This window comes from Verminephrobacter eiseniae EF01-2 (genome assembly GCF_000015565.1).
GTDB classification, from domain to species: Bacteria; Pseudomonadota; Gammaproteobacteria; order Burkholderiales; family Burkholderiaceae_C; genus Acidovorax; species Acidovorax eiseniae.
The window spans coordinates 1,794,009-1,819,236 of sequence record NC_008786.1; the positions used below are offsets into that span (position 1 = coordinate 1,794,009).

Annotated in this window: 26 protein-coding genes and 1 pseudogene; 14 read left to right on the top strand and 13 right to left on the bottom strand. The window is 65.9% G+C overall.

From position 1 onward, the window contains the following. Positions 1 to 9: 9 nt before the first annotated feature. Both mreC and VEIS_RS07840 read right to left on the bottom strand, forming a co-directional pair. On the bottom strand, positions 10 to 945 hold the full coding sequence (gene mreC, locus VEIS_RS07835) for a rod shape-determining protein MreC (protein WP_011809374.1): 936 nt from the start codon (positions 943 to 945) through the stop codon (positions 10 to 12). Positions 946 to 967: 22 nt separating this feature from the next. Next, positions 968 to 2,011, bottom strand: a complete 1,044-nt coding sequence (locus VEIS_RS07840; RefSeq protein WP_011809375.1) for a rod shape-determining protein — start codon at positions 2,009 to 2,011, stop codon at positions 968 to 970. Between the two features lie 230 nt (positions 2,012 to 2,241). On the opposite strand from VEIS_RS07840, the gene gatC reads away from it, so the two are divergent. The 6 genes from gatC to gatB are packed head-to-tail and all read left to right on the top strand — an operon-like array spanning position 2,242 to position 8,834. Further along, a complete protein-coding gene (gene gatC, locus VEIS_RS07845; RefSeq protein WP_011809376.1) occupies positions 2,242 to 2,541 on the top strand; it encodes an Asp-tRNA(Asn)/Glu-tRNA(Gln) amidotransferase subunit GatC in 300 nt (99 codons plus the stop codon). 15 nt (positions 2,542 to 2,556) lie between these two features. After that, a complete protein-coding gene (gene gatA, locus VEIS_RS07850; protein WP_011809377.1) occupies positions 2,557 to 4,059 on the top strand; it encodes an Asp-tRNA(Asn)/Glu-tRNA(Gln) amidotransferase subunit GatA in 1,503 nt (500 codons plus the stop codon). An 8-nt stretch (positions 4,060 to 4,067) separates the two neighbouring features. After that, a complete protein-coding gene (locus tag VEIS_RS28415; RefSeq protein ID WP_011809378.1) occupies positions 4,068 to 4,472 on the top strand; it encodes a hypothetical protein in 405 nt (134 codons plus the stop codon). Continuing rightward, positions 4,469 to 5,866 carry a KGGVGR-motif variant AAA ATPase gene (locus VEIS_RS07860; RefSeq protein ID WP_011809379.1) on the top strand — a complete coding sequence of 466 codons (1,398 nt, stop codon included), beginning with the start codon at positions 4,469 to 4,471 and terminating at the stop codon, positions 5,864 to 5,866. Before VEIS_RS28415 ends, VEIS_RS07860 begins: the two co-directional genes overlap by 4 nt. Before the next feature lie 2 nt (positions 5,867 to 5,868). Beyond that, the gene (locus VEIS_RS07865; protein WP_011809380.1) at positions 5,869 to 7,389 is read left to right on the top strand and encodes a P-loop ATPase, Sll1717 family; all 1,521 of its coding nucleotides are present in this window, start codon (positions 5,869 to 5,871) and stop codon (positions 7,387 to 7,389) included. Then, complete coding sequence (gene gatB / locus VEIS_RS07870) at positions 7,386 to 8,834, top strand: Asp-tRNA(Asn)/Glu-tRNA(Gln) amidotransferase subunit GatB (protein WP_011809381.1); 1,449 nt, start codon at positions 7,386 to 7,388, stop codon at positions 8,832 to 8,834. The genes VEIS_RS07865 and gatB overlap by 4 nt, the downstream gene beginning before the upstream one ends. Positions 8,835 to 8,886: 52 nt before the next feature. Here the strand turns inward: gatB and VEIS_RS07875 are convergent, their stop codons facing one another. Together VEIS_RS07875 and pyrE are read right to left on the bottom strand one after the other, a co-directional pair. Next, complete coding sequence (locus VEIS_RS07875) at positions 8,887 to 9,576, bottom strand: phage tail tape measure protein (protein WP_011809382.1); 690 nt, start codon at positions 9,574 to 9,576, stop codon at positions 8,887 to 8,889. A 5-nt stretch (positions 9,577 to 9,581) separates the two neighbouring features. Continuing rightward, positions 9,582 to 10,280: an orotate phosphoribosyltransferase gene (pyrE, locus tag VEIS_RS07880; RefSeq protein ID WP_011809383.1), complete on the bottom strand. Its 699-nt coding sequence runs from the start codon at positions 10,278 to 10,280 to the stop codon at positions 9,582 to 9,584. A gap of 10 nt (positions 10,281 to 10,290) precedes the next feature. On the opposite strand from pyrE, the gene VEIS_RS07885 reads away from it, so the two are divergent. Genes VEIS_RS07885 through mnmH form a run of 4 tightly spaced genes read left to right on the top strand, consistent with a single transcriptional unit; the run spans position 10,291 to position 15,188 of the window. Next, positions 10,291 to 11,091 (top strand): exodeoxyribonuclease III, encoded by an 801-nt coding sequence (locus tag VEIS_RS07885; RefSeq protein ID WP_011809384.1) that lies wholly within the window; start codon positions 10,291 to 10,293, stop codon positions 11,089 to 11,091. Between the two features lie 21 nt (positions 11,092 to 11,112). Further along, positions 11,113 to 12,963 (top strand): GspE/PulE family protein, encoded by a 1,851-nt coding sequence (locus VEIS_RS07890; RefSeq protein ID WP_011809385.1) that lies wholly within the window; start codon positions 11,113 to 11,115, stop codon positions 12,961 to 12,963. Between the two features lie 42 nt (positions 12,964 to 13,005). Next, positions 13,006 to 14,091: a selenide, water dikinase SelD gene (gene selD / locus VEIS_RS07895; protein WP_011809386.1), complete on the top strand. Its 1,086-nt coding sequence runs from the start codon at positions 13,006 to 13,008 to the stop codon at positions 14,089 to 14,091. After that, a complete protein-coding gene (mnmH, locus tag VEIS_RS07900) occupies positions 14,091 to 15,188 on the top strand; it encodes a tRNA 2-selenouridine(34) synthase MnmH (RefSeq protein WP_011809387.1) in 1,098 nt (365 codons plus the stop codon). The genes selD and mnmH overlap by 1 nt, the downstream gene beginning before the upstream one ends. Here mnmH and VEIS_RS07905 read toward each other — a convergent pair. The 6 genes and pseudogenes from VEIS_RS07905 to VEIS_RS31530 all read right to left on the bottom strand — a co-directional run. Continuing rightward, entirely contained in the window at positions 15,164 to 16,522 is a 1,359-nt protein-coding gene (locus tag VEIS_RS07905; RefSeq protein WP_041949890.1) for a tryptophan--tRNA ligase, read from the bottom strand. The genes mnmH and VEIS_RS07905 overlap by 25 nt on opposite strands. Before the next feature lie 26 nt (positions 16,523 to 16,548). Continuing rightward, positions 16,549 to 17,232: a site-2 protease family protein gene (locus tag VEIS_RS07910; protein ID WP_011809389.1), complete on the bottom strand. Its 684-nt coding sequence runs from the start codon at positions 17,230 to 17,232 to the stop codon at positions 16,549 to 16,551. Positions 17,233 to 17,276: 44 nt separating this feature from the next. Then, complete coding sequence (locus VEIS_RS07915) at positions 17,277 to 17,912, bottom strand: L-threonylcarbamoyladenylate synthase (protein ID WP_011809390.1); 636 nt, start codon at positions 17,910 to 17,912, stop codon at positions 17,277 to 17,279. A 29-nt stretch (positions 17,913 to 17,941) separates the two neighbouring features. Beyond that, positions 17,942 to 18,853 carry a 3',5'-nucleoside bisphosphate phosphatase gene (locus VEIS_RS07920; RefSeq protein ID WP_011809391.1) on the bottom strand — a complete coding sequence of 304 codons (912 nt, stop codon included), beginning with the start codon at positions 18,851 to 18,853 and terminating at the stop codon, positions 17,942 to 17,944. 58 nt (positions 18,854 to 18,911) lie between these two features. After that, positions 18,912 to 19,334 (bottom strand): universal stress protein, encoded by a 423-nt coding sequence (locus VEIS_RS07925; protein WP_011809392.1) that lies wholly within the window; start codon positions 19,332 to 19,334, stop codon positions 18,912 to 18,914. A gap of 218 nt (positions 19,335 to 19,552) precedes the next feature. Continuing rightward, a pseudogene (locus VEIS_RS31530) lies at positions 19,553 to 19,680 on the bottom strand (LysR family transcriptional regulator); the annotation flags it as partial. 136 nt (positions 19,681 to 19,816) lie between these two features. Here VEIS_RS31530 and VEIS_RS07930 point away from each other — a divergent pair. Beyond that, on the top strand, positions 19,817 to 20,260 hold the full coding sequence (locus VEIS_RS07930) for a hypothetical protein (protein WP_011809393.1): 444 nt from the start codon (positions 19,817 to 19,819) through the stop codon (positions 20,258 to 20,260). Positions 20,261 to 20,264: 4 nt separating this feature from the next. Here VEIS_RS07930 and VEIS_RS30355 read toward each other — a convergent pair whose 3' ends face one another. The 3 genes from VEIS_RS30355 to gspF form a co-directional block, all read right to left on the bottom strand. Beyond that, on the bottom strand, positions 20,265 to 20,663 hold the full coding sequence (locus tag VEIS_RS30355) for an EF-hand domain-containing protein (RefSeq protein ID WP_041950651.1): 399 nt from the start codon (positions 20,661 to 20,663) through the stop codon (positions 20,265 to 20,267). Between the two features lie 110 nt (positions 20,664 to 20,773). Next, positions 20,774 to 21,712, bottom strand: coding sequence for a 5'-nucleotidase (locus tag VEIS_RS07940; protein ID WP_011809395.1), 939 nt, complete (start codon positions 21,710 to 21,712; stop codon positions 20,774 to 20,776). A 2-nt stretch (positions 21,713 to 21,714) separates the two neighbouring features. Next, positions 21,715 to 22,953, bottom strand: coding sequence for a type II secretion system inner membrane protein GspF (gspF, locus tag VEIS_RS07945; RefSeq protein WP_011809396.1), 1,239 nt, complete (start codon positions 22,951 to 22,953; stop codon positions 21,715 to 21,717). Positions 22,954 to 23,199: 246 nt separating this feature from the next. Here gspF and minC point away from each other — a divergent pair, with 246 nt between their 5' ends. The 3 genes from minC (at position 23,200) to minE (ending at position 25,110) form a co-directional block, all read left to right on the top strand. Continuing rightward, the gene (gene minC, locus VEIS_RS07950) at positions 23,200 to 23,955 is read left to right on the top strand and encodes a septum site-determining protein MinC (RefSeq protein WP_011809397.1); all 756 of its coding nucleotides are present in this window, start codon (positions 23,200 to 23,202) and stop codon (positions 23,953 to 23,955) included. 66 nt (positions 23,956 to 24,021) lie between these two features. Next, entirely contained in the window at positions 24,022 to 24,840 is an 819-nt protein-coding gene (minD, locus tag VEIS_RS07955) for a septum site-determining protein MinD (RefSeq protein WP_011809398.1), read from the top strand. A 3-nt stretch (positions 24,841 to 24,843) separates the two neighbouring features. Then, entirely contained in the window at positions 24,844 to 25,110 is a 267-nt protein-coding gene (gene minE, locus VEIS_RS07960; protein WP_011809399.1) for a cell division topological specificity factor MinE, read from the top strand. The last annotated feature ends 118 nt before the right edge of the window (positions 25,111 to 25,228 follow it).

Here is a 25,228-nt window from a genome sequence, read left to right on the forward strand (position 1 = left end):
TGCCGGCCATCATCGGCGCGCCCCGGGTTTGTCCGCAGACTCCGGGCGTTCAGGCGCCGGCTGCGACAGCCGCTGATCGGTCAGCCGCTGGAGCACCAGCACATGGCCGGACCCCTGCACCTGGGCCAGCGGCAGACAGTAGATGCGCGCGAACGCCGAGTCCGCCCCGCGCTCGACGCGCACCACACGCGCCACCGGCAGGCCCGGCGGGTACAGGCCATCGACGCCGCTGGTGGTCAGCAGGTCGTCTTCGCGGACATCGGCGTTGGCCGGCATGAAACGCAGTTCCATGCCGGCGCCGCGCCGGGTCACCGGGTCGCCGTAGGGGTCGCCATAGGCCACACCGCGCACACCGGTGCGGATGTTCAGCACCGGAATGGCCTGGTCGCGATCGATCAACAGCGTGACTTCACTGTCGAGCGCAAAAACGCGCGTGACCTGCCCGAGCACACCGGCCTGGTCGATCACCGCCGCCCCGGTCTGCACGCCGTCGATCCGCCCCCGGTCGATCACCACGCGGCGCGTATGGAGGTCGGCCGTGTCGTGGAGCACCTCGGCGGCCAGCGCCGGAATTTGCAGGCGCGCGCGCAACGCGAGCAACTGGCGCAGCCGCCGGTTTTCCAGTGCCAGTTGCGCGGCCTGCTGGGCGCTCTGGCCCAGCAGCGCCATCTTTCTGCGCTCGGCGTCGAGCGCTTGCTGCGCCGTCTGCAGCGACCGGAAATAAGCGCTGCCCTGGCTGGCGAACTCCATCGGCTTGAACATCAGCCACTGCAACGGGTAGAGCGCGGCGGCCACGGCCTGGCGCAACGGCTCGGTCAGCCCGAAGCGCGCATCCGCCACCATCAGGAACAGCGCCAGCGCGCTGAACAAGGCCAAACGCGACAGGGCCGAAGGGCCCTGTTTGAAGAGGGGGGGAGCGCCGCGCTCCAAAGTACCCTGTGGCATGGTGCGCAGCGCCCACAGACCGTCACTCGCTCATGAAAATGCTGCCCAGCCGGTCCATGCGCTCCAGCGCAATACCGCAGCCGCGCACCACGCAGGTCAGCGGCTCCTCGGCCACCAGCACCGGCAGGCCGGTTTCTTCGGCCAGCAGGCGGTCCAGGTCCCGCAGCAGCGCGCCGCCGCCGGTCAGCATCATGCCGCGCTCGGCAATATCGGCGCCGAGTTCGGGCGGGGTCTGCTCCAGCGCGTTCTTCACCGACGAGACGACCTGGTTGAGCGGGTCGGTCAGCGCTTCGAGCACCTCGTTGCTGGAGATGGTGAAGCTGCGCGGCACGCCTTCGCTGAGGTTGCGGCCCTTGACCTCCATCTCGCGCACTTCCGAGCCCGGGAATGCCGAGCCGATGCGCTTCTTGATGAGTTCGGCCGTCGGCTCGCCGATCAACATGCCGTAGTTGCGCCGGATGTAGCCGATGATGGCCTCGTCGAACTTGTCGCCGCCCACGCGGACGCTGCCCTTGTAGACCATGCCGCCCAGCGAGATCACGCCCACCTCGGTGGTGCCGCCGCCAATGTCGACCACCATCGAGCCGCAGGCTTCCGATACCGGCAGGCCGGCGCCGATGCCGGCCGCCATCGGCTCCTCGATCAGGTACACGGCCGTGGCGCCTGCGGCCACGGCGGCGTCCTTGATCGCGCGGCGCTCGACCTGGGTGGAGCCGCAGGGCACGCAGATGATGATGCGCGGGCTGGGGGCGAACAGCGTGCGCGGGTGCACCATCTTGATGAACTGCTTGATCATCTGCTCGGTGATGATGAAGTCGGCGATCACGCCGTCCTTCATCGGCCGGATGGCCTCGATATTGCCGGGCACCTTGCCCAGCATCGCCTTGGCCTCGCGGCCCACGGCCTGTATCACCTTCTTGCCATGGGGGCCGCCCTCGTGGCGGATCGCGACCACCGAAGGTTCATCGAGCACAATGCCTTTGTCGCGGGCGAAGATCAGGGTATTGGCAGTGCCAAGGTCAATCGCAAGATCAGTAGAGAAATACCGACGGAAAGCTCCGAACATTCAGGAATCCTCTCGGGCATGGCTTGCTCGTCGGCCTGCCATCGCCGGGTTGACGGGGGTCAAATGAATCGTTTTCGCGCAATGACCGGCAGGCGGCAGCGGTCGGCGGGAGGGTATTGCAGCAAAGCCGGGATAATACCCCATCGCCTGTGCATCACTCGCTGCGGCCCGGGCCGGCGCCACCGCTGCGGCGGCTTCGTTTTCCACTTTTTTTTCCGATTCTTTTCGTTATGGCACTGATCCCCCAGGACATAGAGCGCATCGCCCGGCTGGCGCGGCTGGCGCTCACGCCCGCCGAAAGCGCTGGCATGCTGACCCAGCTCAACGGCTTTTTTGCCATCGTGGAAAAAATGCGCGCAGTGGACACCTCGGGCCTGACGCCGTTGGCGCACCCGGTGGCCGCGATCGAGAGCCAGGCGCTGCGGCTGCGCGCCGACTTGGTCAGCGAGCCCGACCAGCGCCAGGCCAACCAGCAAAGCGCGCCGGCGGTCGAGGGCGGGCTGTACCTCGTTCCCAAAGTGATCGAATGATCAGGCAAGGCGCGCATGAACACCATCCACACCGCCGCCCTGCATGACCTGGGCGTTGCCGAACTGGCCACGGCGCTGCGCCAGCGCCGCGTCTGCGCCGTCGAGGTCGCCCGGCATTTTCTGGCCCGCGCCAAGGCCCGCCACGACCTGGGCGCTTATGTGGCGCTGAACGAAGAACTGACGCTGGCCCAGGCCCGGGCGGCCGACGCGCGCATCGCCGCCGGCAGCGCCGCCCCGCTGGAAGGGGTGCCATTGGCGCACAAAGACATCTTCGTCACGCGCGGCCTGCCCAGCAGCGCCGGCTCGAAGATGCTGGCCGGCTACCAGTCGCCGTTCGACGCCACCGTCGTGCGCCAACTCGCGCAGGCCGGCGCCGTGACGCTGGGCAAGCTCAACTGCGACGAGTTCGCGATGGGCTCATCCAATGAAAATTCTGCCGTGGCCCCCTGGGGCCACCCCGGCCCGGCCCCGGTGCGCAACCCCTGGGACCGCAGCCGCATTCCCGGCGGCTCCTCCGGCGGCAGCGCCGTGGCCGTGGCCGCGCGCCTGGCGCCGGCCGCGACGGGCACCGACACCGGCGGTTCGATCCGCCAGCCGGCATCGTTTTGCGGCATCACCGGCATCAAGCCCACCTACGGCCGCGCATCGCGCTACGGCATGATCGCCTTTGCCTCCAGCCTCGACCAGGCCGGCCCGATGGCACGCTCGGCCCAGGACTGCGCGCTGCTGCTGTCGGCCATGTGCGGCCCGGACCCCGACCGCGACTCGACCTCGCTCGACCGGCCTGCCGAAGACTTCAGCCGCGCGCTGAACGAGCCGATCGCCGGCCTGCGCATCGGCCTGCCGGCCGAGTTCTTTGGCGCGGGCCTGGCCGCCGACGTGCGCGCCGCCGTCGATGCCGCGCTCGGCGAATACGAAAAGCTCGGCGCCAGACTGGTGCCCATCAGCCTGCCGCGCACCGAGCTATCGATTCCGGTGTACTACATCATTGCCCCGGCCGAAGCCTCCTCGAACCTGAGCCGCTTCGACGGTGTGAAGTTCGGCCACCGCGCCCGGGACTACACCGACCTGGCCGACATGTACTGCAAGACCCGCGCCGAAGGCTTTGGCGCCGAGGTCAAGCGCCGCATCATGATCGGCACCTATGTGCTCTCGCATGGCTATTACGACGCCTACTACCTGCAAGCGCAAAAGATCCGCCGCATGATCGTCGACGACTTCCAGAACGCCTTCAGGCATTGCGATCTGATCGCCGGCCCGGTGGCCCCCAGCGTGGCCTGGAAACTGGGCGAGCATGGCAACGACCCGCTGGCCAACTATCTGGCCGACATTTTCACGCTGCCCGCATCGCTGGCCGGACTGCCCTGCATGAGCCTGCCCGCCGGCTTTGGCGCAGCCGGCATGCCGGTGGGCCTGCAACTGATCGGCAACTACTTCGGCGAAGCCGGCCTGCTCAACGCGGCCCACCGCCTGCAGCAAGCCACCGATTTCCACTTGCGCCAACCGGGCGCGGCCTGAGGCCAGCCATGGATGATTTCCGGGACGCGGCAAAACGCCATCTGGACGACGCGCAATTGCTATTCACCCACACTCCTCAGCGGTTGGCAAACGCAAGCCATCTGTTTGGTTTGTCGGCCGAATGCTCACTGAAGGCCATCGCCAAATACCTCACCCACACTGCGCACTTTGGCGGACGCAATGGACATATTCCAGGGCTTTTTTCAGAATTAAAGAATGTCTCTCCAGCCATGGCAGGCAATGCAGCGCTGGCCGAGAAGATTGTGGCACTCGAACCGCAGTTCGCCCACTGGAACGTGAACCAGCGTTACACCCCACAGGACAGGTTCACGACCGCCAAGACCACGCAAGAGTGTACTGGTGCCCATGACGCCTATCGGCTGATGACCAACTGCTTGGGAGGACTGGCATGAGTTCGATGCAGAGGTTGCAGGGGTTGCTGGATTGGGAGTCCGTGGAACGCAATTTGGTTGGCGTGCTCAGGCAAAACCCGCAAAGCAGGCATCTGGGAGTCCTGTTGGCCGGTGAGGCGCTCATTCTCGTTCGCAATTGGTACGGACAGCTCGTGCTGCTGCTGCCATGCAGCAGGGACGAACTGGAGCGTTCTCCATGTGCTTTGCTCATGGATGAATTGAAAAAGACGGTCGGCTCTCTTGCCCTGTCACCTTGGACACTGTGCCGGGATGAATTGTCGGATGCGGCGTCCTATTGGACTGATCGATCCCTCTTGCAACTCTTCAATGAGAAAGATGCAGCAGGGAAAGTCTTGACGTTATTGCTGCTCGAACGTCAAGACAAGGACCGGGATTGGCTGACGCGTCCTGAACACATCGAAACCGGCGCAACGAAACGCTGCATATTTTTCAGCGTCAAGGGCGGGGTGGGCCGCAGTTCTGCGCTCACCATGCTGGCCATTGCCTGCGCGCAACGTGGCAAGCGCGTGCTGGTGGTTGATAGTGATTTTGAATCACCCGGTCTTTCGTCCAGTTTGTTGCCCAGTGGCGACGGGCAAACTGCATACGGCGTCATCGACTGGCTGACCGCGCAGGCCCTTGGTGCCGACCGTACATCACTGGAGCGTATGGCGCTGGAACATGTGGTCGCACCGTGTCCGCTCAACGCACGACTCGCGTTGCCGGGCCAGATATTGGTAGCGCCAGCTTACGGCAAGCAAACCCAAGCCTATGTCGCCAAACTGGCACGCATTTACAGACAAAGCCAGGGCGGCAAAGCGTATGCACAGCGACTCAACGATTTTCTGTTGACAACAGAAATGCAGCACGAGGCCGACATCACGCTTTTTGACTGTCGGGCAGGAATCGACGATACGGCAGCCGCCGCAATCACACAATTGCAAGCGGACATATCATTCTTGTTCGCCATCGATACCCATCAAACCTGGGATTCCTACCGCCTGCTGTTCAAGCATCTGCGACGCAATCCCGTTTTGTTCGAAACTTCAAAGGCAGATGACGCGCCGTGGGAGTTGCGCCGCAGCTTGCGTCTGGTGTCCGCTCTCACCCCGCAAGAGCACGGGCCCTACGTTGGCTATTCTGAAATCTTGCAGCAAAACGCCTATGACTGCTTCTGCGAGATCTATGACGAAGATTCTGGCGAAAATCGGGACGCATTCGCACCAGCCCCTGGCGATACCGATGCCCCTCATGCGGCTTTGCGCATACAGTGGGTGGAGGCCATGCGCGCGTTCAACCCTCTGATCGAACCAGTTCAATTGACGGACCCACTCAACCAAGCCGCTTTTGCCGATTTCCTGGACTGCGCCAAGGCGCTTTTAGAGGTGCGATGAGGATGGCCGCTGAAACACCCACATTGAACGTTCAGCAACGAATCGACTTGCGCGCGGAGTTGCTCGATGCGCTTGAGAAAATTCCGACCGATGGCTCTACCAACAGTTGGAACGATGTCTATGTTCCCATGTCCCATCAACAGGCGTTGAACCCTGATCGCATGGTTGTCGAAGGTATGCGGGGGGCGGGCAAATCCTTCTGGACGGGCGTCTTCGCCAATCCTGATTTGCTTCGCGCGCTTGGCCGCCACCCTTTGGAAATCGACCTTCAATCGGCGCTGAGGAGTATCAAGGCCAGTCGCACCATTGCGCTTGACGCCAAAACCGCAAAAAAAAATTTCCCCAATCCCAACGAACTGGCTCAATTGCTTGGTTTGCCCGATGTTACGCCAGAGACGATTTGGAGCGTAGCCATCCTTTTGCTTTTCGAGCCTGATCCATCGCTGGGTATGCCTCGGTCGACGGATGCACATGATCTTTGGCAAGCGCCCATCGCTTGGGCAGGAAAAAATCCCGGCCGGATTGCGCGCGCACTGGATTTTCTGGATGAGCGCTTTATTTCAGCCAATGAAAAAGCACTGGTGATTTTTGATGCGCTGGATCGCGCATCCAACGAACTATCGGACGTGTCCAAAATGACAGCAGGACTTCTGCGTGTCATGCTTGACCTCAGGTTCGCCAAGGGATTGCGCTTGAAGGCTTTTATCCGCGAAGATATTTTGGCACAGGCAGGAGCATCAGTGGTGGATGGCTCCAAGCTGCTCAACAACAAAGTGACTTTGCAATGGACTCAATCGGATCTGTACGGCTTGGCCTTTTATCGGATCGCGCAGCACTCATCCCTGTTCAGAGATCGATTCAAAGACATCGTCGGGCATTCATGGCAAGACATCAATGGGCGCTTCCAATGTAATGCCGCCGATGAGCCCAAGGTGCAGGAGGAGCTATGGCGCGCACTCGTTGGCCGTTACATGGGAAAGTCCGCGACCAAGGGACACAGCTACCCCTACATCTACAACCACCTGAGCGACGGTCTTGGCAGGGTCGCACCCAGGACTTTTTTGACCGCTTTGCGTGCAGCGCTGAATTCGGCATCCAGGCAATATGCCGAGAGGCCGCATGTCATTCATCATGAAGCCATCAAGGACGGCGTGCGCGGGGCCAGCACGGCGCGTGTCGCGGAGTTGCGTGAGGAGTACCAATGGATCGATCCGGCCTTGCAATGCATCAAGGATCAACAGAAAACCGTACCCATCAGCAAACGTGACCTGGAAGAACTCTGGCTAAAGGATAATGCCAGCGTTTTGCAGATGATTGAGAACCTGCGGGATAAGGCACTCGTTCCATGGCGAAATGGCGCATCAAATCCAGAAAAAGTGGAACAGTTGCGGGCAACACTGGAGCAGATCGGCATTGTCAAATCACGGCAGAAGGATGGGGGCGAACGCGTGGAGTTGCCAGACATCTATCGGCTGGCCTACAAGATTGGCCGTCACGGCGGCATTTCCACGCAAAAACCATGAACACCACCCCCCTGGTACAGGGCTACGAAGTCGTCATCGGCTTTGAGACCCATGCCCAACTCTGCACCCGGTCCAAGATTTTTTCCCGCGCTTCGACGGCCTTTGGCGCTGCGCCCAACACCCAGGCTTGCGCGGTCGACCTGGCGCTGCCCGGCACGCTGCCGGTGATGAACCACCAGGCCGTCGTCTGTGCGATCCGGTTGGGACTGGCACTGGGCGCGCGGATTGCGCCGGTCAGCGTTTTTGCGCGCAAGAACTACTTCTACCCCGACCTGCCCAAGGGCTATCAGATCAGCCAGTTCGAGCTTCCGGTGGTGCAGGGCGGTGTGGTCGAATTTTTTCTCGGCAATGAAAAAAAATCCGTGCGCCTGGTGCGCGCCCATCTCGAAGAGGACGCGGGCAAGTCGCTGCACGAGGACTTCTTCGGCCAGTCCGGCATAGACCTGAACCGCGCCGGCACGCCGTTGCTGGAGATCGTGACCGAGCCCGACATGCGCTCGTCCGAGGAGGCCGTGGCCTACGCCCGGGAGTTGCACAAGATCGTGACCTGGATCGGCATCTGCGACGGTAATATGCAGGAGGGCTCGTTCCGCTGCGATGCCAACGTCTCGGTGCGCCAACCCGGCCAGGCCCTGGGCACGCGCCGCGAGATCAAGAACCTGAACAGTTTCAAGTTCATGCAGCAGGCCATCGACTACGAGATCCGCTGGCAAATCGCGCAGATCGAGGACGGCCACCCGATCCGGCAGGCCACCGTGCTGTTCGACCCGGACAGCGGCGAAACCCGTGCCATGCGCACCAAGGAAGATGCGGCGGACTACCGCTACTTTCCCGACCCGGACCTGCCGCCGCTATACATTTCAGATCAAATGGTGCAGGAACAACGCGCGCTGATGGTCGAATTGCCGCGCAGCATGGCGGCGCGTTTCGTGGCGCAATACGGGCTGCCCGAATACGATGCCGCGACCCTCACGCAGAGCCAGGCCATGGCCGCTTACTTCGAGGCCGTCGCCGGGGGTTGCGGCCAGCCCAAGCTGGCCAGCAACTGGATCATGGGCGAGTTTTCGCGGCGCCTGAATGCGGACGGGATCGGCGTGGCGCAGGCCCCGGTCGCGCCAGCGCAGTTGGCAGCGCTGATCGCGCGCATCTGCGACGCAACGATCTCCAACAACGCCGCCCGGCAGGTGTTCGACGCGCTGTGGGCCGACCCGGCCGGCGAGGTGGACGCCATCATCGACGCCAAGGGGCTGCGACAGATGAACGACAGCAGCGCGCTCGAGCAGATCATCGACGCGGTGCTGGCCGCCAACGCCGACCATGTGGCGCAGTTGCGTGCCGGCAAGGACAAGGCTTTTCACGCGCTGGTCGGCCAGGTCATGAAGGCCAGCAAGGGCCAGGCCAATCCGCAGCAAGCCCGTGACCTGCTGCGCGTGAAGTTGCAGTGAAACCTGCGCCGCAGGCGCTTGCGCTGTGCGCAGCGCAAATGGCGCAAATGCTTTACTTGGGCGATGCCGTGCCGAGCGTAGGCAACTGCGGCTGCGGCTGCGGCTGTGCCTCCCAGATCTTGCGCAACAGGGCCAGTTCGGTATCGAAGCGCTGGTGCACGCGCTGTTTTTCCTGGAGCTGATCGGCCATGAAGCGCCGTTGCTCGTCCATGTTTTCTTCGTATGCGGCGAGTTCGTGGCGCAAAGCCGTCGGTATCTTGTCGGGGTTCTTCTTGTACAGATCCATTTGCGCATCGAGCTCCTTGCGCTGCTTTTTCAGTTCGTCGATGCGCTGCTCGATCGCGGCAGTGATGCTATCGACCATTTCGATGGCCTTGGCACGCGCCGCATCATGGCTGGCCTGGTGGGGGTAGCGCAGCGTCATCGCGCGCCCACGGCGTCTGTCCTCCTGCACGAGGCTGCGCGCTTCGATCTCCTTGCGGCGCTCGGCGGCCTGCGCGGCACGCTCCTGTTCCGACAGCGCCGGGCCAATCTGCCGGCGCACGAAGCCGGAGGGCGCGAGTTCGCGGTGCTCACGGTCGAGGCATTCGGCAATCAACCGGTCTGCGCCCTGCGGGCGCCCGCTGCTATCCACGCAGGTGTAGATGTTGGCGCCGCTCTGCGCCCGCGCGCCATTGGCGCCAGGCGCGGCGATGAGGAGGGTGCAGCAGGCCGCTGCGATGATCCACGCTGATTTGCTCAAACCGTCTACCCTTCATTGACGCCATACCGCTGGCGATAGGCCAGCACTTCGTCGCGGTGCAACCGCATGCCTTCGGACTCGTTGTCGGTCAAATACTGCAATAAGTCTGCCAACCGGGCGATGGCACAGACCCCAAGCCCCAGTTGCCGGCGTGCATACTGCACGGCGCTGTAGTCTGCATCGCAACCGTCTTCGGTGGCTTTTTCCTGCCGGTCCAGTGCCATCGCGATCGCCTCGGGCCTGGCCCCTGCGGCGCGGATGATGGCCATCGACTCGCGCACGGCGGTCCCTGCGGACATCACGTCGTCGATGATCAGCACCCGACCCTCGAGCGGGGCGCCCACCAGCGTGCCGCCTTCGCCATGGTCCTTGACCTCCTTGCGATTGTAAGCAAATGCGACGTTGCGCCCCTGCCGCGCCAGTTCCACGGCCACGGTGGCGGCCAAGGGTATGCCCTTGTATGCCGGGCCAAACACCATGTCGAATTCAATGCCGCTGGCCAGCAGGGCTTGGGCATAAAATTGCGCCAGCCGACCGATCTTGCAGCCGTCATCAAACCGGCCGGCGTTGAAGAAATAAGGGCTCAGGCGCCCGGCCTTGGTTTTGAACCGGCCGAACTGCAACGCGCCCGATGCGACGGCAAACCGCACGAAATCCTGCGCCAGCCGGCCTTGTCCGGCGGTCTGCGCACCAACATCCACCATGGGGAATTCCTTGTTCAAATTGACCAGCCTCAATCTCAATGGCATCCGCTCGGCCACCAGCCGGGGCCTGGAAAGTTGGCTCGCCGCCACACGACCCGATTGTATTTGCGTGCAGGAAGTCAAGGCCCAGGCCGCCGATTTGGCCGACCGGTTCGAGCGCCTGGCAGACCTGCAGGGGTACTTTCATCTGGCCGAAAAAAAGGGCTATTCGGGCGTGGGGGTCTACACCCGCCACGAGCCGTCGGACCGGGTGGCCGGCTATGGCTCGCCCGAGTTCGATGCCGAGGGCCGCTATCTGGAACTGCGCTTCGACACGCCGGCGCGCAAGCTGTCGATCATCAGCGCCTATTTTCCCAGCGGCTCCTCGGGGCCGCTGCGCCAGCAGGCCAAGTTCCGTTTTCTGGCCGAGTTCCATCCCCATCTGATGCGCCTCAGGGCTGAACGCGAATTCATCCTGTGCGGCGACATCAATATTGCCCACCAGACCATCGATCTGAAAAACTGGCGTAGTAACCAAAAGAACAGCGGATTCCTGCCCGAGGAGCGGCTCTGGATGACAAATTTGCTGGACGTAAATGACAAAAACGGCGTCATAGACGTTTACCGTCGGTTACAGCCCTGTGCCACCGACACAGCCTACACTTGGTGGAGCAACCGTGGTCGGGCCTATGCCAACAACGTGGGTTGGCGGCTGGACTACCACTTGGCCACCCCTGCATTGGCGGCTCTGGCGCGTGCCCAATCCATCTACAAAGGCGAGAAATTCTCTGACCATGCTCCGATCACGGTGGACTACGAATTGCGCCTATAAACCTCTCCTTCAGGTGCCCTGATGACCGACGCCGCCGATTCTGTTTCGCCAGCACACTACAGTTTTCGCCCTGCCAGCGCCGAAGCCCTGTGGCAGCAGATATCCACACCGCGCCCCACGGCGGGCAAGGCGCGGCGCCTGGGCGAGGCACTGGTGCATGCCGGACTGTTGACCGCGCCCGGGCTCTGGCATGGCCTGCAAGTGCAGCAACAAGAGCGCGAAAAGGGCCAGCACCGGCCCATCGGCCAGATCCTGGTGGAACTGGGTGCGCTGACGCAGGAGCAACTGCGCGCGGTCATTGCCAGTTGGCTGGGCGAGTACCAAGTGCACCCTGGCGACCTCAAGCCCGAAGCGGCGGCCCTGGCCCTGGTGCCCCGCGCCATGGCCGAGCGCGAATCGGTGCTGCCGCTGCTGATACGCGAAGACACGCTGGTGCTGCTGATGATCGATCCCGGCAAGCGCTCGCTGCTCGACGAATTGCGCTTTTTGACCCAGCGCCGGCTGATTGCGCTGCAGGCCGCGCCGGACACGCTCGGGCCCGCCATCCGCAAGGCCTACCAGCCCCCCGGCACCGGAACCGAGGAGGAACCGGCGCCGGTCGTGCGCAGCACATTGCAAGAACTGCTCAGCACCCTGGACAGCACCGAACCCGGCGATGCGAACGAGGCCGATGCGCTCAACGAGTCGGACACCCTGGCACAGATCATCAACGCGGTGATCGACGAGGCCATCGGCCGCAACGCATCCGACATCCACATCGAGACCGAACTGGCCCCGAAGAGCCTGCGCATCCGCCTGCGCATCGACGGCGACCTCGCGACCCACCTGGAACTACCGGCGCGCTACCGCGTCGCCGTGGTGGCGCGCATCAAGGTCATGGCGGGCATGGATATCTCCGAGCGCCGCAAGCCCCAGGAGGGCAAGATCGACTTTGCCCGCTTTGGTGGCCCGCCGGTCGAGTTGCGCGTGACCTCCATCCCCACCTCGCAGGGGCTGGAAGATGTGGTGCTGCGGCTGCTCACCGGTGTTTTGGCGCTCGATCGCATCGACCTGAGCCGCGCCAACCTGCTGGCACTGCAATCGGTGGCGCAAAAGCGCTACGGCCTGGTGCTGGTGTGCGGGCCCACAGGCTGCGGCAAGACGACCACATTGCATTCAGTGTTGCGCGACATCAACGGCACAGGCCGCAAGATCTGGACTGCCGAGGACCCGATCGAGATCACCCAGGATGGTCTGCGCCAGGTGCAGGTGAACCCGCGCCTGGGCTGGACCGTTGCGGCCGCGATGCGCGCCTTCCTGCGGGCCGACCCGGACGTGATCATGGTCGATGAAATGCGCGACGAGGAGATAGCGCGCATCGCCCTGGAGGCCGCGTTCACCGGCCATCTGGTGCTGACCACGCTGCTGACCACCGCCGCGCCTGATGCCGTTGCACGCCAGTTGGGGCAGTTGGACATCAAACTGAATCCGCTCGATTTTTCCGCCCTGCCGCTGGCGATTCTGGCCCAGCGTCTGGTGCTGCGCCTGTGCGTGGCCTGCCGCGAGTCCCAGGTGATCGACCAGGACCGGCTGATGGACCTGGCCTCGCAGTACCTGGAAAGCGGCAGCGGCAGCAATACGCTGGAGGCGCGCACTGCGCAGGTCGAGCGTTGGCGCTTGCAGCACGGCGACGCGCAGGGTGCGTTGCGCCTGTGGCGCCACAAGGGCTGCGCCGAATGCCAAGGCTTCGGCTACCAGGGCCGGCTGGGCATCCATGGGCTGATGGTGCGCGATGAGCCGGCGAACTGGCTCACCTTGCGGCAAGACGGTATCGAGAAGGTGTTGCAGGGCTTGACCGACATGGCGCAAGTGCTGGCAGCGACCGACCTGTAGGTTGTCGGCCGCCGGGCCGCTGCACATGCGAAACTCGCCGGCATGGCCGCAGACACCATCATCACTACCGCCACCGCCACCGCCACGAGCGCCCGCGACCCCGTTCGCCTGACCCGCTACAGCCATGGCGCCGGCTGTGGTTGCAAGCTCAGCCCCCAGGTGCTGGAGGTGATTCTCGCGGGCAGCAGCGGGGCGCACGGCCTGTTCCCCGGGCTGTGGGTGGGCAATGCCTCGCGCGATGATGCGGCGGTCCATGCGCTCGACGACGAGCGCGCCGTGGTGTCGACGACCGACTTCTTCATGCCCATCGTCGACGACCCCTACGACTTCGGCCGCATCGCCGCCACCAACGCCATCAGCGACATCTATGCAATGGGCGCCGACCCGCTGATGGCGATCGCCATCCTGGGCTGGCCCGTGAACATGCTGCCCGCCGAGGTGGCGCGCACGGTGGTGGACGGCGGGCGGGCGGCTTGCGCTGCGGCGGGGATTGCACTGGCCGGCGGGCATTCCATCGACGCGCCGGAGCCGTTCTTTGGCCTGGCCGTGACGGGAGTCGTCGAAAAACGCCACCTCAAACGCAACGACACGGCCACGGCCGGCTGCCGTTTGTACCTGACCAAGCCGCTCGGGATCGGCATCCTGACCACGGCCGAGAAACAATCCCGGCTGCGCCCGCAGGACGCTGGCCTGGCACGCGACCTGATGTGCACACTGAACCGACCGGGCAGCCGCTTTGGCAGACTGGCCGGCGTGCAGGCCATGACCGATGTCACGGGCTTCGGTCTGCTCGGCCACCTGCTCGAAATGGCCGAAGGCAGTGGCCTGACCGCCGTGCTCGACGCCGCCGCCGTGCCCCGCCTGGCGGGGATCGGGCATTACCTGGACCAGGGCTGCGTGCCCGGCGGAACGCAGCGCAACTTCGACAGCTATGGCGCCAAGGTCAGCCCCCTGAGCGCGGCACAAAAGCATTTGCTGTGCGACCCCCAGACCAGCGGTGGCCTGCTGGTTGCCGTGGCCCCTGACGGCGAGCGGGAGTTTCTGGCCGTGGCCGCGCAGCAGGGGCTGGCCCTCGATCCCATCGGCCACTTGACGGCGCGGCAAGCCCTTGCCGTGGTGCTGCGCTGATGCGGCAGGACGATGCCCAGTTGCGGCATATCTTCCTGCACGATGTGCCGCTGCTGGATGTGCGCGCGCCGGTCGAGTTTGCGCAGGGCGCCTTCCCCGGGGCGGTGAACCATCCTTTGATGGACGACGCCGAGCGGCACCAGGTCGGCCTGTGCTACCGGCAGCAGGGCCAGCCGGCAGCGATTGCGTTGGGGCAGCAACTCGTGTCCGGCCACACCAGGCGCGAGCGCATCGCGGCCTGGGCGGCGTTTGCCCAGGCCCACCCGGATGGCCTGCTGTATTGCCTGCGCGGCGGACTGCGCTCGCAAATCGCCCTGCAATGGCTGCACAGCGAGGCCGGCATCGCCTATCCCCGCGTGCCCGGTGGCTACAAGGCGCTGCGCATGTTCCTGATCGACACCACGCAGGCGGCGGCGCAGGAATGCGATTTCGTGCTGCTCAGCGGCTTGACGGGCACCGGCAAGACCGCGCTGATTGCGCAGTTGGCGCAGGGCCTGGACCTGGAGGGTCATGCCAATCACCGCGGCTCCAGCTTCGGCCAGCGCCTGGACGGCCAGCCCAGCCAGGTCGATTTCGAGCATCGCCTGGCCATCGACATCCTGAAAAAGCAGGCCCGGGGGCACCGGGCTTTCGTGCTCGAAGACGAGGGCCGGCATGTGGGCCGGTGCTCGGTGCCGCTGGCGCTGCGCCAGCGCCTGGAGCGCGCTCCGATCGTGTGCCTGCAAGACAGCTTCGGCGCCCGGGTCGAGCGCATCGTGGGTGACTACGTGATCGGGCAATGCGCCGACTTTGTCGCGGCCCATGGTCCGGCCTTGGGCTTTGAACGGTTCTCCACCCGGCTGCTGGACAGTCTGGGCAAACTGGCCCGGCGGCTCGGCGGCGCGCGCTACCAGCAACTGCACGCGGACATGCAGGCCGCGCTGGCGCGGCAGCAGGCCAGCGGCGACATCGATCTGCACCGCCACTGGATCGCGGCGCTGGTGCGCGACTATTACGACCCCATGTACGCCTTCCAGCGCCAAAGCCGGCCCGGGCGCATCGTGTTCGAGGGGGATCTGCCTGCGGTGCTGGCTTATTTGCGTGCCGGCTGCGGCTGACCCGGGGCCAACGCCTGCAACGCCGCCATGACCTCGGCCGCGTCCACGCCATCCACCGGCACCAACCGGGACGCCAGCGCTGGCAGCGCGCCGGCACCGGTGTGCAGTTCGGCAATGGCCTGACCGGCCTGCCTGGGCGCAGCGAAGCCCTGGCTTTGCAATAGCAGACGACCATCGGCGGCGACGAGCTTGAAGTAGAACTTGCCATCGGCCTCGCGGTACTGCTTGAATGCGGGCTGTCCCGTTTTGGCCGTTTTTGCCGCTTTGGTCGATTTCACCGCTTTCACCGCCTCGACCACCTCGGCCCCCGCCGTGGCCTGCGCAGCCGGCACCAGACTGCGCAGACCGACGGCGCCGCGCAGCTCGCGCATGAACGGCCTGGCCAGTGCGCGGGCGCGCTCGGCGCCGGCCAGCAGGGTCTGTTCGATGCGGGCCGGGTCATCGAGCAGCGCCTGGTACTGCGCGCGCATCGGGGCAATGGTTTGGTCGACGCAGTCGAGCAGCAACTGCTTGACCTCGCCCCAGGCGATGCCGTCGGCATAGTGCTGGCGCAGCGCTGCGGTTTCCGTGGGCGTGGCAAAGGCCTGGTAGATCTGAAACAGCGCTGAGCCCTCGACCTGCTTGGGCGCGCCGGGCGCGCGCGAGTCGGTCAGGATGCCGGCGATCAGCCGGCCGAGCTGCTCGCGCGTGCTGAACAGCGGTATCGTGTTGTCATAGCTCTTGCTCATCTTGCGGCCGTCGAGCCCGGGCAGGATGGCCACATGCTCGTCGATGGCCGCCTCGGGCAGCACGAAATGCGCGCCGTACAGGTGGTTGAAACTGCTCGCCATGGCGCGCGCCATCTCTATATGCTGGCTCTGGTCGCGGCCCACGGGCACCTGGTGCGCGTTGAACAGCAAGATGTCGGCCCCCATCAGCAGCGGGTACATGAACAGGCCGGCCGTCACGCCAGCGTCGGCCTCGCGGCCTGCGGCGCTGTTCTTGTCGTTGGCGGCCTTGTAGGCATGCGCCCGGTTGAGCAGGCCCTTGCCGGTCACGCAGGTCAGCAGCCAGGTCAGTTCGGGGATTTCGGGGATGTCGGACTGGCGGTAGAACGTGACCTGCTCGGGGTCGAGCCCGGCAGCCAGCCAACTGGCCGCGATCTCCAGCGTCGAGCGCTGCACGCGCTGCGGGTCTTCGCACTTGATCAGCGCGTGGTAGTCGGCCAGAAAGTAAAAGCTCTGCACGCCCGGCTGCCGGCTGGCCGCCACCGAGGGACGGATGGAGCCGACAAAGTTGCCCAGGTGGGGTGTGCCGGTGGTGGTGATGCCGGTGAGAAAGCGCGTGGTGCTCATGGAGTGCATGTCGGCAAACAGAAAAATCAGCCCGCCAGCGCTGCCAGCGCCTCCAGCGGTGTCAGCAGCAGGCGGACGGCGGCGTAGCTCAGCACCATCAGCGGGCGCAGCCACAGCGGGCCCACCACCCCGGCAAGGGTCAGGCCCATCACGATCAGCAGGCCCCAAGGCTCCAGGCGCGCGAGCATCCGGGCTTGCTTGACCGGCAGCAGGCCGATCAGGATGCGCCCGCCAGGCAGCGGCGGCAGCGGAAACAGGTTGAAGGCCCACAGCGCCAGATTGATCCCCACACCGGCGCCCGCCATCGACAGAAAGAAGAACTCGTCGACGCCAAAACCCTTGAGCACGATCAGCAGCAGCGCCCAACCAACGGCCTGAACGAGGTTGGCCGCAGGCCCGGCCAGGGACACCCAGATCATCTGCGTTTTCGGATTGCGCAGCCGGCTGAAATCGACCGGCATCGGCCGGGCGTAGCCGAGCAGGAACGCGCCCGCAGTGACGAAGTACAGCAACAGCGGCATCAGGATGGTGCCCACCGGGTCGATGTGCTTGAAGGGGTTCAAGCTGATGCGCTGCTGCAGCGCCGCCGAGTCGTCGCCGAAGTAGCGCGCAGCGTAGCCATGGGCGGCCGCATGCAGCGTGATGGCGAGCAGCGCCGGCAGGGCGTTGATCAGAACGGTCTGGATCAGATGGTTGGGGTTGGTGTCCACCCCCGGATTGTCTCAGAGCGCCGGCCCGGCCTGCCGCCCGCGCGTTACAGCCCCAGTGCCGGCAAACTGCCACGGCCTGCGCGCACCACTTCGGGGGCGCCGCCGACGCCCATCGGCGTCAGGTCCAGCACCGTGGTCGGCTCGCGCGGGCAGGCGCCGGCGTCGACGATGGCAGCGAGCTGCCCGGCATAGTGCCGGCGGATTTCCTGCGGGTCGTTCAACGGTTCGCTGGCCCCGGCCGGAATCAGCGTGGTGGCCAGCAGCGGCGCGCCATGCAATTGCAGCAGCAGTTGCAGGCCCTTGTGGTCGGGCACGCGCAGGCCCAGGGTCTTGCGCGCCGGATGGCTGACGCGGCGCGGCACCTCCCGCGTGGCTTCCAGGATGAAGGTGTAGGGCCCGGGTGTGCCCAGCCGGAGCAGCCGGTATTGCCGGTTGTCGACGCGCGCGCAACTGGCCAGTTCGGACAGGTCGCGGCACAGCAGCGTCAGGTGGTGCTTGTCATCGACCTGGCGGATGCGGCGCAGGCGCTCGGCCGCGTCCTTGTCGTCCAGATGGCAGGCCAGCGCATAGCTGGAATCGGTGGGCACGGCCACGATGCCGCCCTGGCGCAGCAACGCGGCAGCCTGCCGGAGCAAGCGCGGCTGCGGGTTGTCGGGGTGGATCTCGAAATACTGGGCCATCGCAGAACACCGGCGCGCCGGAGCCGGTTTCAGGCCCGATCGGGGGCCCAATGCGGGACCAAATGCCGGGCCGGATGGCGGATGCGGTCGGCCAGCAGCGTCCACACCGGCGTCAAGGCATCGGGCAGCGGCGGCAGGCTGCCCAGATCGGTGTGCGATTCAGCGGGGCTGTGGAAGTCGCTGCCGCGCGAAGCGGCCAGGCCGAACTCTTGCGCCAGCGCGGCATAGCTCAGGTATTCGGCGGCGCTGTGGCTGCCGGTGACGACCTCCACGGCCTGGCCGCCATGGGCCTTGAATTCGGAAAACAGCGCAAATTCCTCGTTGGCACTGAACTTGTAGCGCGCCGGGTGAGCGATCACGGCCACGCCCTCCGCCTCGGTGATCCAGCGCACCGCGTCGCCCAGCCGGGCCCAGCGGTGCGGCACATAGCCGGGCCGGCCCTCGGTGAGGTATTTGCGAAACACCTCGCCGGTATCCTGGCAGCGGCCGCTTTCGACCAGAAAGCGCGCGAAATGCATGCGCGAGATCAGCGCCGGGTTGCCGACGAACTGCAATGCGCCTTCGTAAGCGCCCCCAATGCCCGCCCGGGCCAGTTGCGCGCCCATCTCCTTGGCGCGTTCGCCGCGCCCGTCGCGGGTGGCCGCCAGGCCCTGCGCCAACTGGGCATTGTCGGGGTCGAAGCCCAGGCCCACGATATGCACGGTGGTGTCGGCGAACGTGACCGAGATCTCGACCCCGGTCAGGTAGGCCATGCCCTGCGCCTGGGCGGCAGCGCCAGCGCGGCGCAGGCCGCCGGTTTCGTCATGATCGGTCAAGGCCCACAACTGAACCCCGTTGGCACGGGCCCGGGCGGCCAGGTCTTCAGGGCTCAGGGTTCCGTCGGAGACCACGGAATGGCAATGCAGGTCGGCGTTCAGGGGGATGGTGGCAGGGATGGGCACCGGGCCATTCTAGGGCCGGAACCGATGACCCGTCCTGCGGCCCGGATTTTGCCCGGGGTCAGCGCACCAGCAGCACCGGCAGTTTGCTGTGGGCCAGCACCTGGGCGGTCACCGAGCCCGTCACCAGCGTGGTCAGGGCGCCATGGCCATGCGAGCCCATCACGAGCAGGTCGAACCCGCCGCTGTCGGCCAGCTTGGCGATGCTCTCGCCCACCGGGCCCACCTTGGCGATGCGTTTGGTTTGCAGCGCATGGCGCGCGAGAAACTTGCACACCGGCGCCAGAATCTTGTCGGCTTCTTCGCTGTGGTAGCTGTCCACGGCTTCCTTGCCCAGTGCGGCGCGGGCGCGCGCCGGCAGCGGGGCCTGCACGGTCAGCACGGTGTACGTATGCTGGCTGCCCAGCAGTTCTTCATGGGTGGCCAGGTAGGCCAGCATTTTCTTGGTGTAGGGGCTGCCATCGACAGCAAGCAGGATGTTCATGGTGCTCTTTCCGCAAAGAAGGGGGACAAAAGCGCGCAGTCTACGACGGCGCGCCGGGCGGCTGCCGCGCAAACGTCGGGCGTGCCCAAGCGCGTGCAGGCTTGCAAGCGCCCGTCCGGCGCCGCTTGCCGAGGGCCGCGCCGGCGCCGCCAGCGCATCCACAGGCACCGTCGGCACCGTCGGCATCGTCGGCATCGCCCAATGCCTGACGCCGGCGTCGCGCCGCTCAGCGCCGGCCGGGTGCGCGAAAGCGGGCGTGCGGCACGGGTCGGGCTGCGCCCGGCCATCACCTCGTCGAACACGCGCAGCAGGGCGGATCCAGGCAGCGGGAGTTCAAAGAGGCCATGGCTTTATCCATCATTAGCCCCATGAATGACGCGGGTTCAAAATATAAATTTGAATCGAACTAGGGTAAACCCTAGTATCCTTCTCCTTCCACTGCCCGGCAATTTCGCCGCCAGCGTCAGGAAGGGGAAACCGAAATGACCAGCTTTGTCAACGTTCAATACCCGAGCGAGCACCTCGGCGTGGTGCGCGCCGAAAACGCGCTGGCGGCTTTGAAGCAGGCCGCAGCCGGCTTTGACGGCGCCCGTGGCATGGCCGCCTTGCTGCTGGCCGCCATGGTGTCGGCGCTGCTGGTGTTCGCTCAGCAGGTGATCGACTCCTGGGCCGAACACCATCAGTGGGCGGCATGGCTGGCGCTGTGGCTGCTGGCCTTTGCCGCGCTGGCATTGCTGGCCGCCCCTACCCGCCGCGCCGGGCTGGCGTTGCGCGGTGCGGCCCGCTCCTGGGCCGAGCGCCGTCGCCGCGCCGCCGAAGACGAACGCACCTGGCAAGCCGCGCTGCGGGACCCGCGCATCATGGCCGAGATCGAGCGCGCGCTGGACCGTTGCGGCGCGGAGCACACGCACAGCCGGCACGGCTGAAAATTCAGGGCGGGGCCTTCGGCAACGCTGCGGGCCCGGCGGCGGCCCGCTCGCGCTCCTGCCGGGCGCGGTACTTGGCGGCAAATGCCCGGACTTCTGCATACGACACATAGCCGTCGTGGTCCGTATCCGCCTCGTCAAAAGCGGCCGCCAGGCGTGGAAAGAGCCTGACCTCCGCGCGGCTGAGCTTGCCGTCGCCATTGAAATCCAGCATTTTGAATTCGCGCATGGCCTTGATCTCGCCCCGGGTCGGCGCAGCCGGTGACCCGGGGCTGGCGCCCGGGGCTTGGGTCGCCTGGGGGGGTGGGGCCGTCTGGGTGGTCTGGGCCGGAGCGGCGCTGCAAAACCAGGGAGCCGACAACACCAGCCCCGCCAGCCACACAGATGAAAAGGTCTTGCGCACGACATGCTCCTTCGGTACCGGGCGGTGATGGTTGCACATCGCAGCGCATGGCGCCAGATGGCCGCCGGGGCTTGGGCCGCCGGCTGTTTCATCACTGCCCGGCCCGGTTTTCAAGGATTGGCGATCCCGCTGCTCACATGGCCTGCGGGCACATGGCGGGCGGCGGATGTGACATGGCCGGTCTGGTCGTCGAAGAAAAAGTCGGCCTCGAACTCGCGCAGAAACTCGCCCTTGGGCAGGCCGCCCAGAAACATGGCTTCGTCGACCGCGATGTTCCAGTCCATCAGCGTGCGGATGGCGCGCTCGTGCGCGGGGGCGCTGCGGGCGGTGACCAAGGCGGTGCGGATGCGCATGCCGCCCGCCTGGCCCGCGCCGCTTTCGTGGCCCCCTTGGCCCATCTTGCCCGCCGACTGCAAGCGGTGCAGCGCAGCCAGCAGGGGTTTGAAGGGGCCGTCGGGCAGCGGCAGCGTGGCCTTGTCGGTCTCGTGCTGCTGAAAGGCGGCCAGCCCCAGGTCCTGGTAGACGCGCTCGGCCTCGTCGGAGAACAGCACGGCGTCGCCGTCGAAGGCGATACGCACTTCCAGCGGGTTGGCGTCGCCCGCCTGCACCGACTCCGTGACCACCCGCGCAGCCGGGTAGCCCAGGTGCAGGGCCTGGCGCACATCGGCTTCGTTGGCCGACAGGAACAGGTGCGCTCCGAGCGGGCGCAGGTAGCGAAACGGGTCGCGCCCCTGCGTGAACACGCCGCGCTGCACGGCGGGCAAGCCGTGGGCGTTGCATGAGCGAAATACGCGCAGGCCGCTGACCGGGTCGTTGCGTGACAGCAGCACCACCTCGACACGCTGGCACCCGGCGCTGTTGAACGCGAGCAGTTTGCGCACCAGCGAGAAGGCCACGCCCGGCGCTGCCGGCTCGTCGATGCGTTGGCGTTGCAGCGCGACATAAGCGCGGTCGTTGCCACGCTCGAAAACGCGGTTCTCTGCTTCAAAGTCGAACAGCGCGCGCGAGGAGATCGCGACCACCAGTTTGTCGGTCAAAGTCACGGCCATGGTTACTTCACATTCACGAACTGGTTCAGTTCGATGATCGGCAGCAGCACGGCCAGCACGATCAGCAGCACGATCAGGCCCATGCTGACGATCAGCAGCGGCTCCAGGATGGTGGCCAGTTTCAGCGCGCGGCGCTGCACTTCGGTGGCCAGTTGCCGGGCCGCGCGTTGCAGCATCACGGGCAGTTGGCCGGTCTGCTCGCCCAGGCGTGCAAACATCGACAGCAGGCCCGGAAAGCGCTTGTTTTGCGCCAGCGCCGAGGCCAGCGGCGCGCCTTCGCGCACCAGCACCAGGGCCTCGAGCGCGTCGGCGCGCAGCGCGCGGTTGTTCAGCGTGTCGGCGGCGGCCTGCAGGGCTTTGAGTATCGGCACACCGGCGCCCGCGAGCATCGCCAAGGTGGCGGCAAACCGGGCTGCGTTGTAGCCACGGGCGAGCTTGCCGAGCACCGGCAGGTTCAGCCAGGCGGCATCGAATTGCTCACGGATCTGCGCCCTGGTCAGCGCCCAGCGCGCGCCGAGCGCCAACACGATCGCCGCCAGCAGCATGACAACGCCATGGCTGCGGACAAAGGCGCTCAGGCCCATCATGGCCTGCGTGAGAAGCGGCAGCGCGCGCTTGGTGCCGACGAACACGCTGGCCACCTGCGGCACCACATAGCCGACCAGGAACAGCACGATCGCGCCGGCCACCAGGGTCACGATGGCGGGGTAGAGCGCGGCGCCGATCAGTTGGGCCTTGAGCGCCTGGCGTTCTTCGAGGTCGTCGGCCAGGCGTTCGAGCACCAGCGCCAGGTTGCCGCTGTGCTCGCCGGCGCTGATCACGGCGCAGTAGATGTCGGAGAACTCGCGCGGGTGTTGCGCCAGCGCGCGCGCAAACATCGAGCCGGCGTTGACCTCGGCGCGCAGCGCGGCCACCAGATGGCGCTGGCGTTCGTCGTCGGCCTCTTGCGACAGGCAGGTGAGCGCGCGTTCGAGCGGCAGCCCCGAGGACACGAGTCCGGCGATCTGGCGCGTCCAGATGGTCAGCGTGGTGGCGCTGAACACCGGCCGGGTGAACAAGCGTTGGCCCAGGCTGGCCGAGCGGCCGTCGAGCGACTGGCCGGTCTGCACCGGCTCGACCGCCAGCGGCACCAGGGCCTGCGCCCTGAGCAGACTGCGCGCAGCCTTGGCCGTGTCGGCCTCCATGAGGCCCTTGCAGGTCTGGCCCTGGGCGTCCAGGGCTTCAAAGGAAAAAGCGGGCATGCAGGCGTGGGTGGCGATCGGACGGGGGCGGGCGAAAAAGCCCGCTGCCCCGGGATGGTAGCCGCTATCGGGCCGGGCATTGGCACAGGGCGGCGCCGGGCCGCCGTGGTCGGCGCGCATCCGTCCGGCGGCGGCACAGGGGGGACATTGGTCAGCGCCATTGGTCATTGGAGCCGGCCCGGCCCAAGGTACACTTTGCGCCTTCCTGCAACCGGTTCCCCGGCGTCCTTCGCACCGCACCCATTCATGGCCCCCACCCCGCCGGCCCAGGCCCGCACCCGCTTTGATCTGAAAAGCGCCTCGCTGCCCGTGCTGGCCGTGGTGCTCAAGACCACTGACGCCGCATTGTTGGCGAGCGAACTGGCCGGCTGTGTGGCCGATGCGCCCGGCTTTTTCGACAACGACCCGGTGCTGATCGACCTGGCCTGCGTGCGCGCAGCCGAAGAACCGATAGATTTCGCCGCCATCATGGCCCTGCTGCGCCGCCATGGCACCTTGCCGGTGGCCGTGCGCGGCGGCACGCCCGCCCAGATGCAGGCCGCCTGCGCTGCCGGTCTGGCCGCGGCACCGGATGCGGCGCCGGCGCGCGCCGAAGCATCCGCGCAGGCCGGCGCAGGCCGCCAAGGCACCCGCGCAGGCGAAGTGGTGCGCGAAGTGCCCGTGGCCGGCCCCGGCACCATGGTGCTGGACAGGCCGCTGCGCTCGGGCCAGCAGGCGTATGCGCGCGGCGCCGACCTGGTGGTGCTGGCCGCAGTCAGCTTTGGCGCGGAAGTGATTGCCGACGGCCACATCCATGTCTATGCCCCGCTGCGCGGCCGCGCCATCGCCGGCGCGCGCGGCAACACCGAAGCGCGCATCTTCTGCACCTGCCTGGAGCCGCAACTGCTGTCCATCGCCGGCATCTACCGCACCATCGAGACCGATCTGCCCGGCGCTGTGCGCGGCAAGCCGGCCCAGGTGCGGCTCGAAGGCGAGAAGCTGATCATCGAGCCCCTGGCCTGATCCCCTGCATCCCCCTTCGCTTCCTTTCGTCCTGCTCCGATCAACCCACTGAAGAACCAGCAACACATGACCAGAATCGTCGTCGTGACCTCCGGCAAGGGGGGCGTTGGCAAGACCACCACCAGCGCCAGCTTTGCCACCGGCCTGGCCCTGCGCGGCCACAAGACTGCCGTGATCGACTTCGATGTCGGTCTGCGCAACCTGGATCTGATCATGGGCTGCGAACGCCGCGTGGTGTATGACCTGATCAACGTGATCCACGGCGAGGCCAACCTGAACCAGGCGCTGATCAAGGACAAGCAGTGCGACAAGCTGTTCGTGCTGGCCGCGAGCCAGACCCGGGACAAGGACGCGCTGACGCAGGACGGCGTCGAAAAGGTGCTCAAGAACCTGGCCGAGATGGGCTTTGCCTACATCGTCTGCGACTCGCCGGCCGGCATCGAAAGCGGTGCGCTGATGGCCATGCATTTCGCCGACGAGGCGCTGCTGGTGACGAACCCCGAAGTGTCCTCGGTGCGCGACTCGGACCGCATCCTGGGCATGCTGGGCAGCAAGACCCGGCGCGCCATCGAAGGCGACGAGCCGATCAGGGAACATCTGCTGATCACGCGCTACAACCCCGGCCGCGTGCAAGACGGGCAGATGCTCAGCTTGCAAGACATACAGGACATCCTGCGCATCCCGCTGATCGGCGTGATCCCCGAGTCCGAAGTGGTGCTGCAATCGTCCAACCAGGGCCTGCCGGCCATCCATGCCCAGGGTACCGATGTGTCCGAAGCCTACAAGGACGTGATCGAGCGCTTTCTGGGCGCGACCGACAAGCCGCTGCGTTTCATCGATGCCGACAAGCCCGGTTTCTTCAAACGCCTGTTCGGGAGCAGATGAGCCATGGCTTCTTTCCTGTCCTTCCTGCTCGGCGAAAAGAAAAAGACCGCCAGCATCGCCAAGGAGCGCCTGCAAATCATCCTGGCGCACGAACGCAACGGCCGCAACGCCTGCGAGCCGGACTACCTGCCCGCGCTGCAGCGCGAACTGGTGGCCGTGATCTCCAAGTACGTGAAGATCAACCCCGAACACCTGACGGTGCATCTGGAGCGCCAGGACGACCTGGAAGTGCTGGAGGTCAAGATCGAACTGCCGGACTCGGTGCGCTGAAAGCGCCAGGGCTGGCGCCTGCCGGGAAAATGCAATGAGCGACCGCGATCGGGCAGCCCCGCCGGCCGACAGCGCCCGCGCAGAGGGCCGGGTCTTGGCTGCGCGCTACGCCTTGCGC

Bases quoted from the DNA above. Each gene is read 5' to 3' on its own strand.
- mreC (WP_011809374.1), bottom strand. From the start codon at position 945: ATGCCACAGGGTACTTTGGAGCGCGGCGCTCCCCCCCTCTTCAAACAG.
- VEIS_RS07840 (WP_011809375.1), bottom strand. From the start codon at position 2,011: ATGTTCGGAGCTTTCCGTCGGTATTTCTCTACTGATCTTGCGATTGAC.
- gatC (WP_011809376.1), top strand. From the start codon at position 2,242: ATGGCACTGATCCCCCAGGACATAGAGCGCATCGCCCGGCTGGCGCGG.
- gatA (WP_011809377.1), top strand. From the start codon at position 2,557: ATGAACACCATCCACACCGCCGCCCTGCATGACCTGGGCGTTGCCGAA.
- VEIS_RS28415 (WP_011809378.1), top strand. From the start codon at position 4,068: ATGGATGATTTCCGGGACGCGGCAAAACGCCATCTGGACGACGCGCAA.
- VEIS_RS07860 (WP_011809379.1), top strand. From the start codon at position 4,469: ATGAGTTCGATGCAGAGGTTGCAGGGGTTGCTGGATTGGGAGTCCGTG.
- VEIS_RS07865 (WP_011809380.1), top strand. From the start codon at position 5,869: ATGGCCGCTGAAACACCCACATTGAACGTTCAGCAACGAATCGACTTG.
- gatB (WP_011809381.1), top strand. From the start codon at position 7,386: ATGAACACCACCCCCCTGGTACAGGGCTACGAAGTCGTCATCGGCTTT.
- pyrE (WP_011809383.1), bottom strand. From the start codon at position 10,280: ATGGTGGATGTTGGTGCGCAGACCGCCGGACAAGGCCGGCTGGCGCAG.
- VEIS_RS07890 (WP_011809385.1), top strand. From the start codon at position 11,113: ATGACCGACGCCGCCGATTCTGTTTCGCCAGCACACTACAGTTTTCGC.
- selD (WP_011809386.1), top strand. From the start codon at position 13,006: ATGGCCGCAGACACCATCATCACTACCGCCACCGCCACCGCCACGAGC.
- mnmH (WP_011809387.1), top strand. From the start codon at position 14,091: ATGCGGCAGGACGATGCCCAGTTGCGGCATATCTTCCTGCACGATGTG.
- VEIS_RS07905 (WP_041949890.1), bottom strand. From the start codon at position 16,522: ATGAGCACCACGCGCTTTCTCACCGGCATCACCACCACCGGCACACCC.
- VEIS_RS07915 (WP_011809390.1), bottom strand. From the start codon at position 17,912: ATGGCCCAGTATTTCGAGATCCACCCCGACAACCCGCAGCCGCGCTTG.
- VEIS_RS07925 (WP_011809392.1), bottom strand. From the start codon at position 19,334: ATGAACATCCTGCTTGCTGTCGATGGCAGCCCCTACACCAAGAAAATG.
- VEIS_RS07930 (WP_011809393.1), top strand. From the start codon at position 19,817: ATGACCAGCTTTGTCAACGTTCAATACCCGAGCGAGCACCTCGGCGTG.
- VEIS_RS07940 (WP_011809395.1), bottom strand. From the start codon at position 21,712: ATGGCCGTGACTTTGACCGACAAACTGGTGGTCGCGATCTCCTCGCGC.
- gspF (WP_011809396.1), bottom strand. From the start codon at position 22,953: ATGCCCGCTTTTTCCTTTGAAGCCCTGGACGCCCAGGGCCAGACCTGC.
- minC (WP_011809397.1), top strand. From the start codon at position 23,200: ATGGCCCCCACCCCGCCGGCCCAGGCCCGCACCCGCTTTGATCTGAAA.
- minD (WP_011809398.1), top strand. From the start codon at position 24,022: ATGACCAGAATCGTCGTCGTGACCTCCGGCAAGGGGGGCGTTGGCAAG.
- minE (WP_011809399.1), top strand. From the start codon at position 24,844: ATGGCTTCTTTCCTGTCCTTCCTGCTCGGCGAAAAGAAAAAGACCGCC.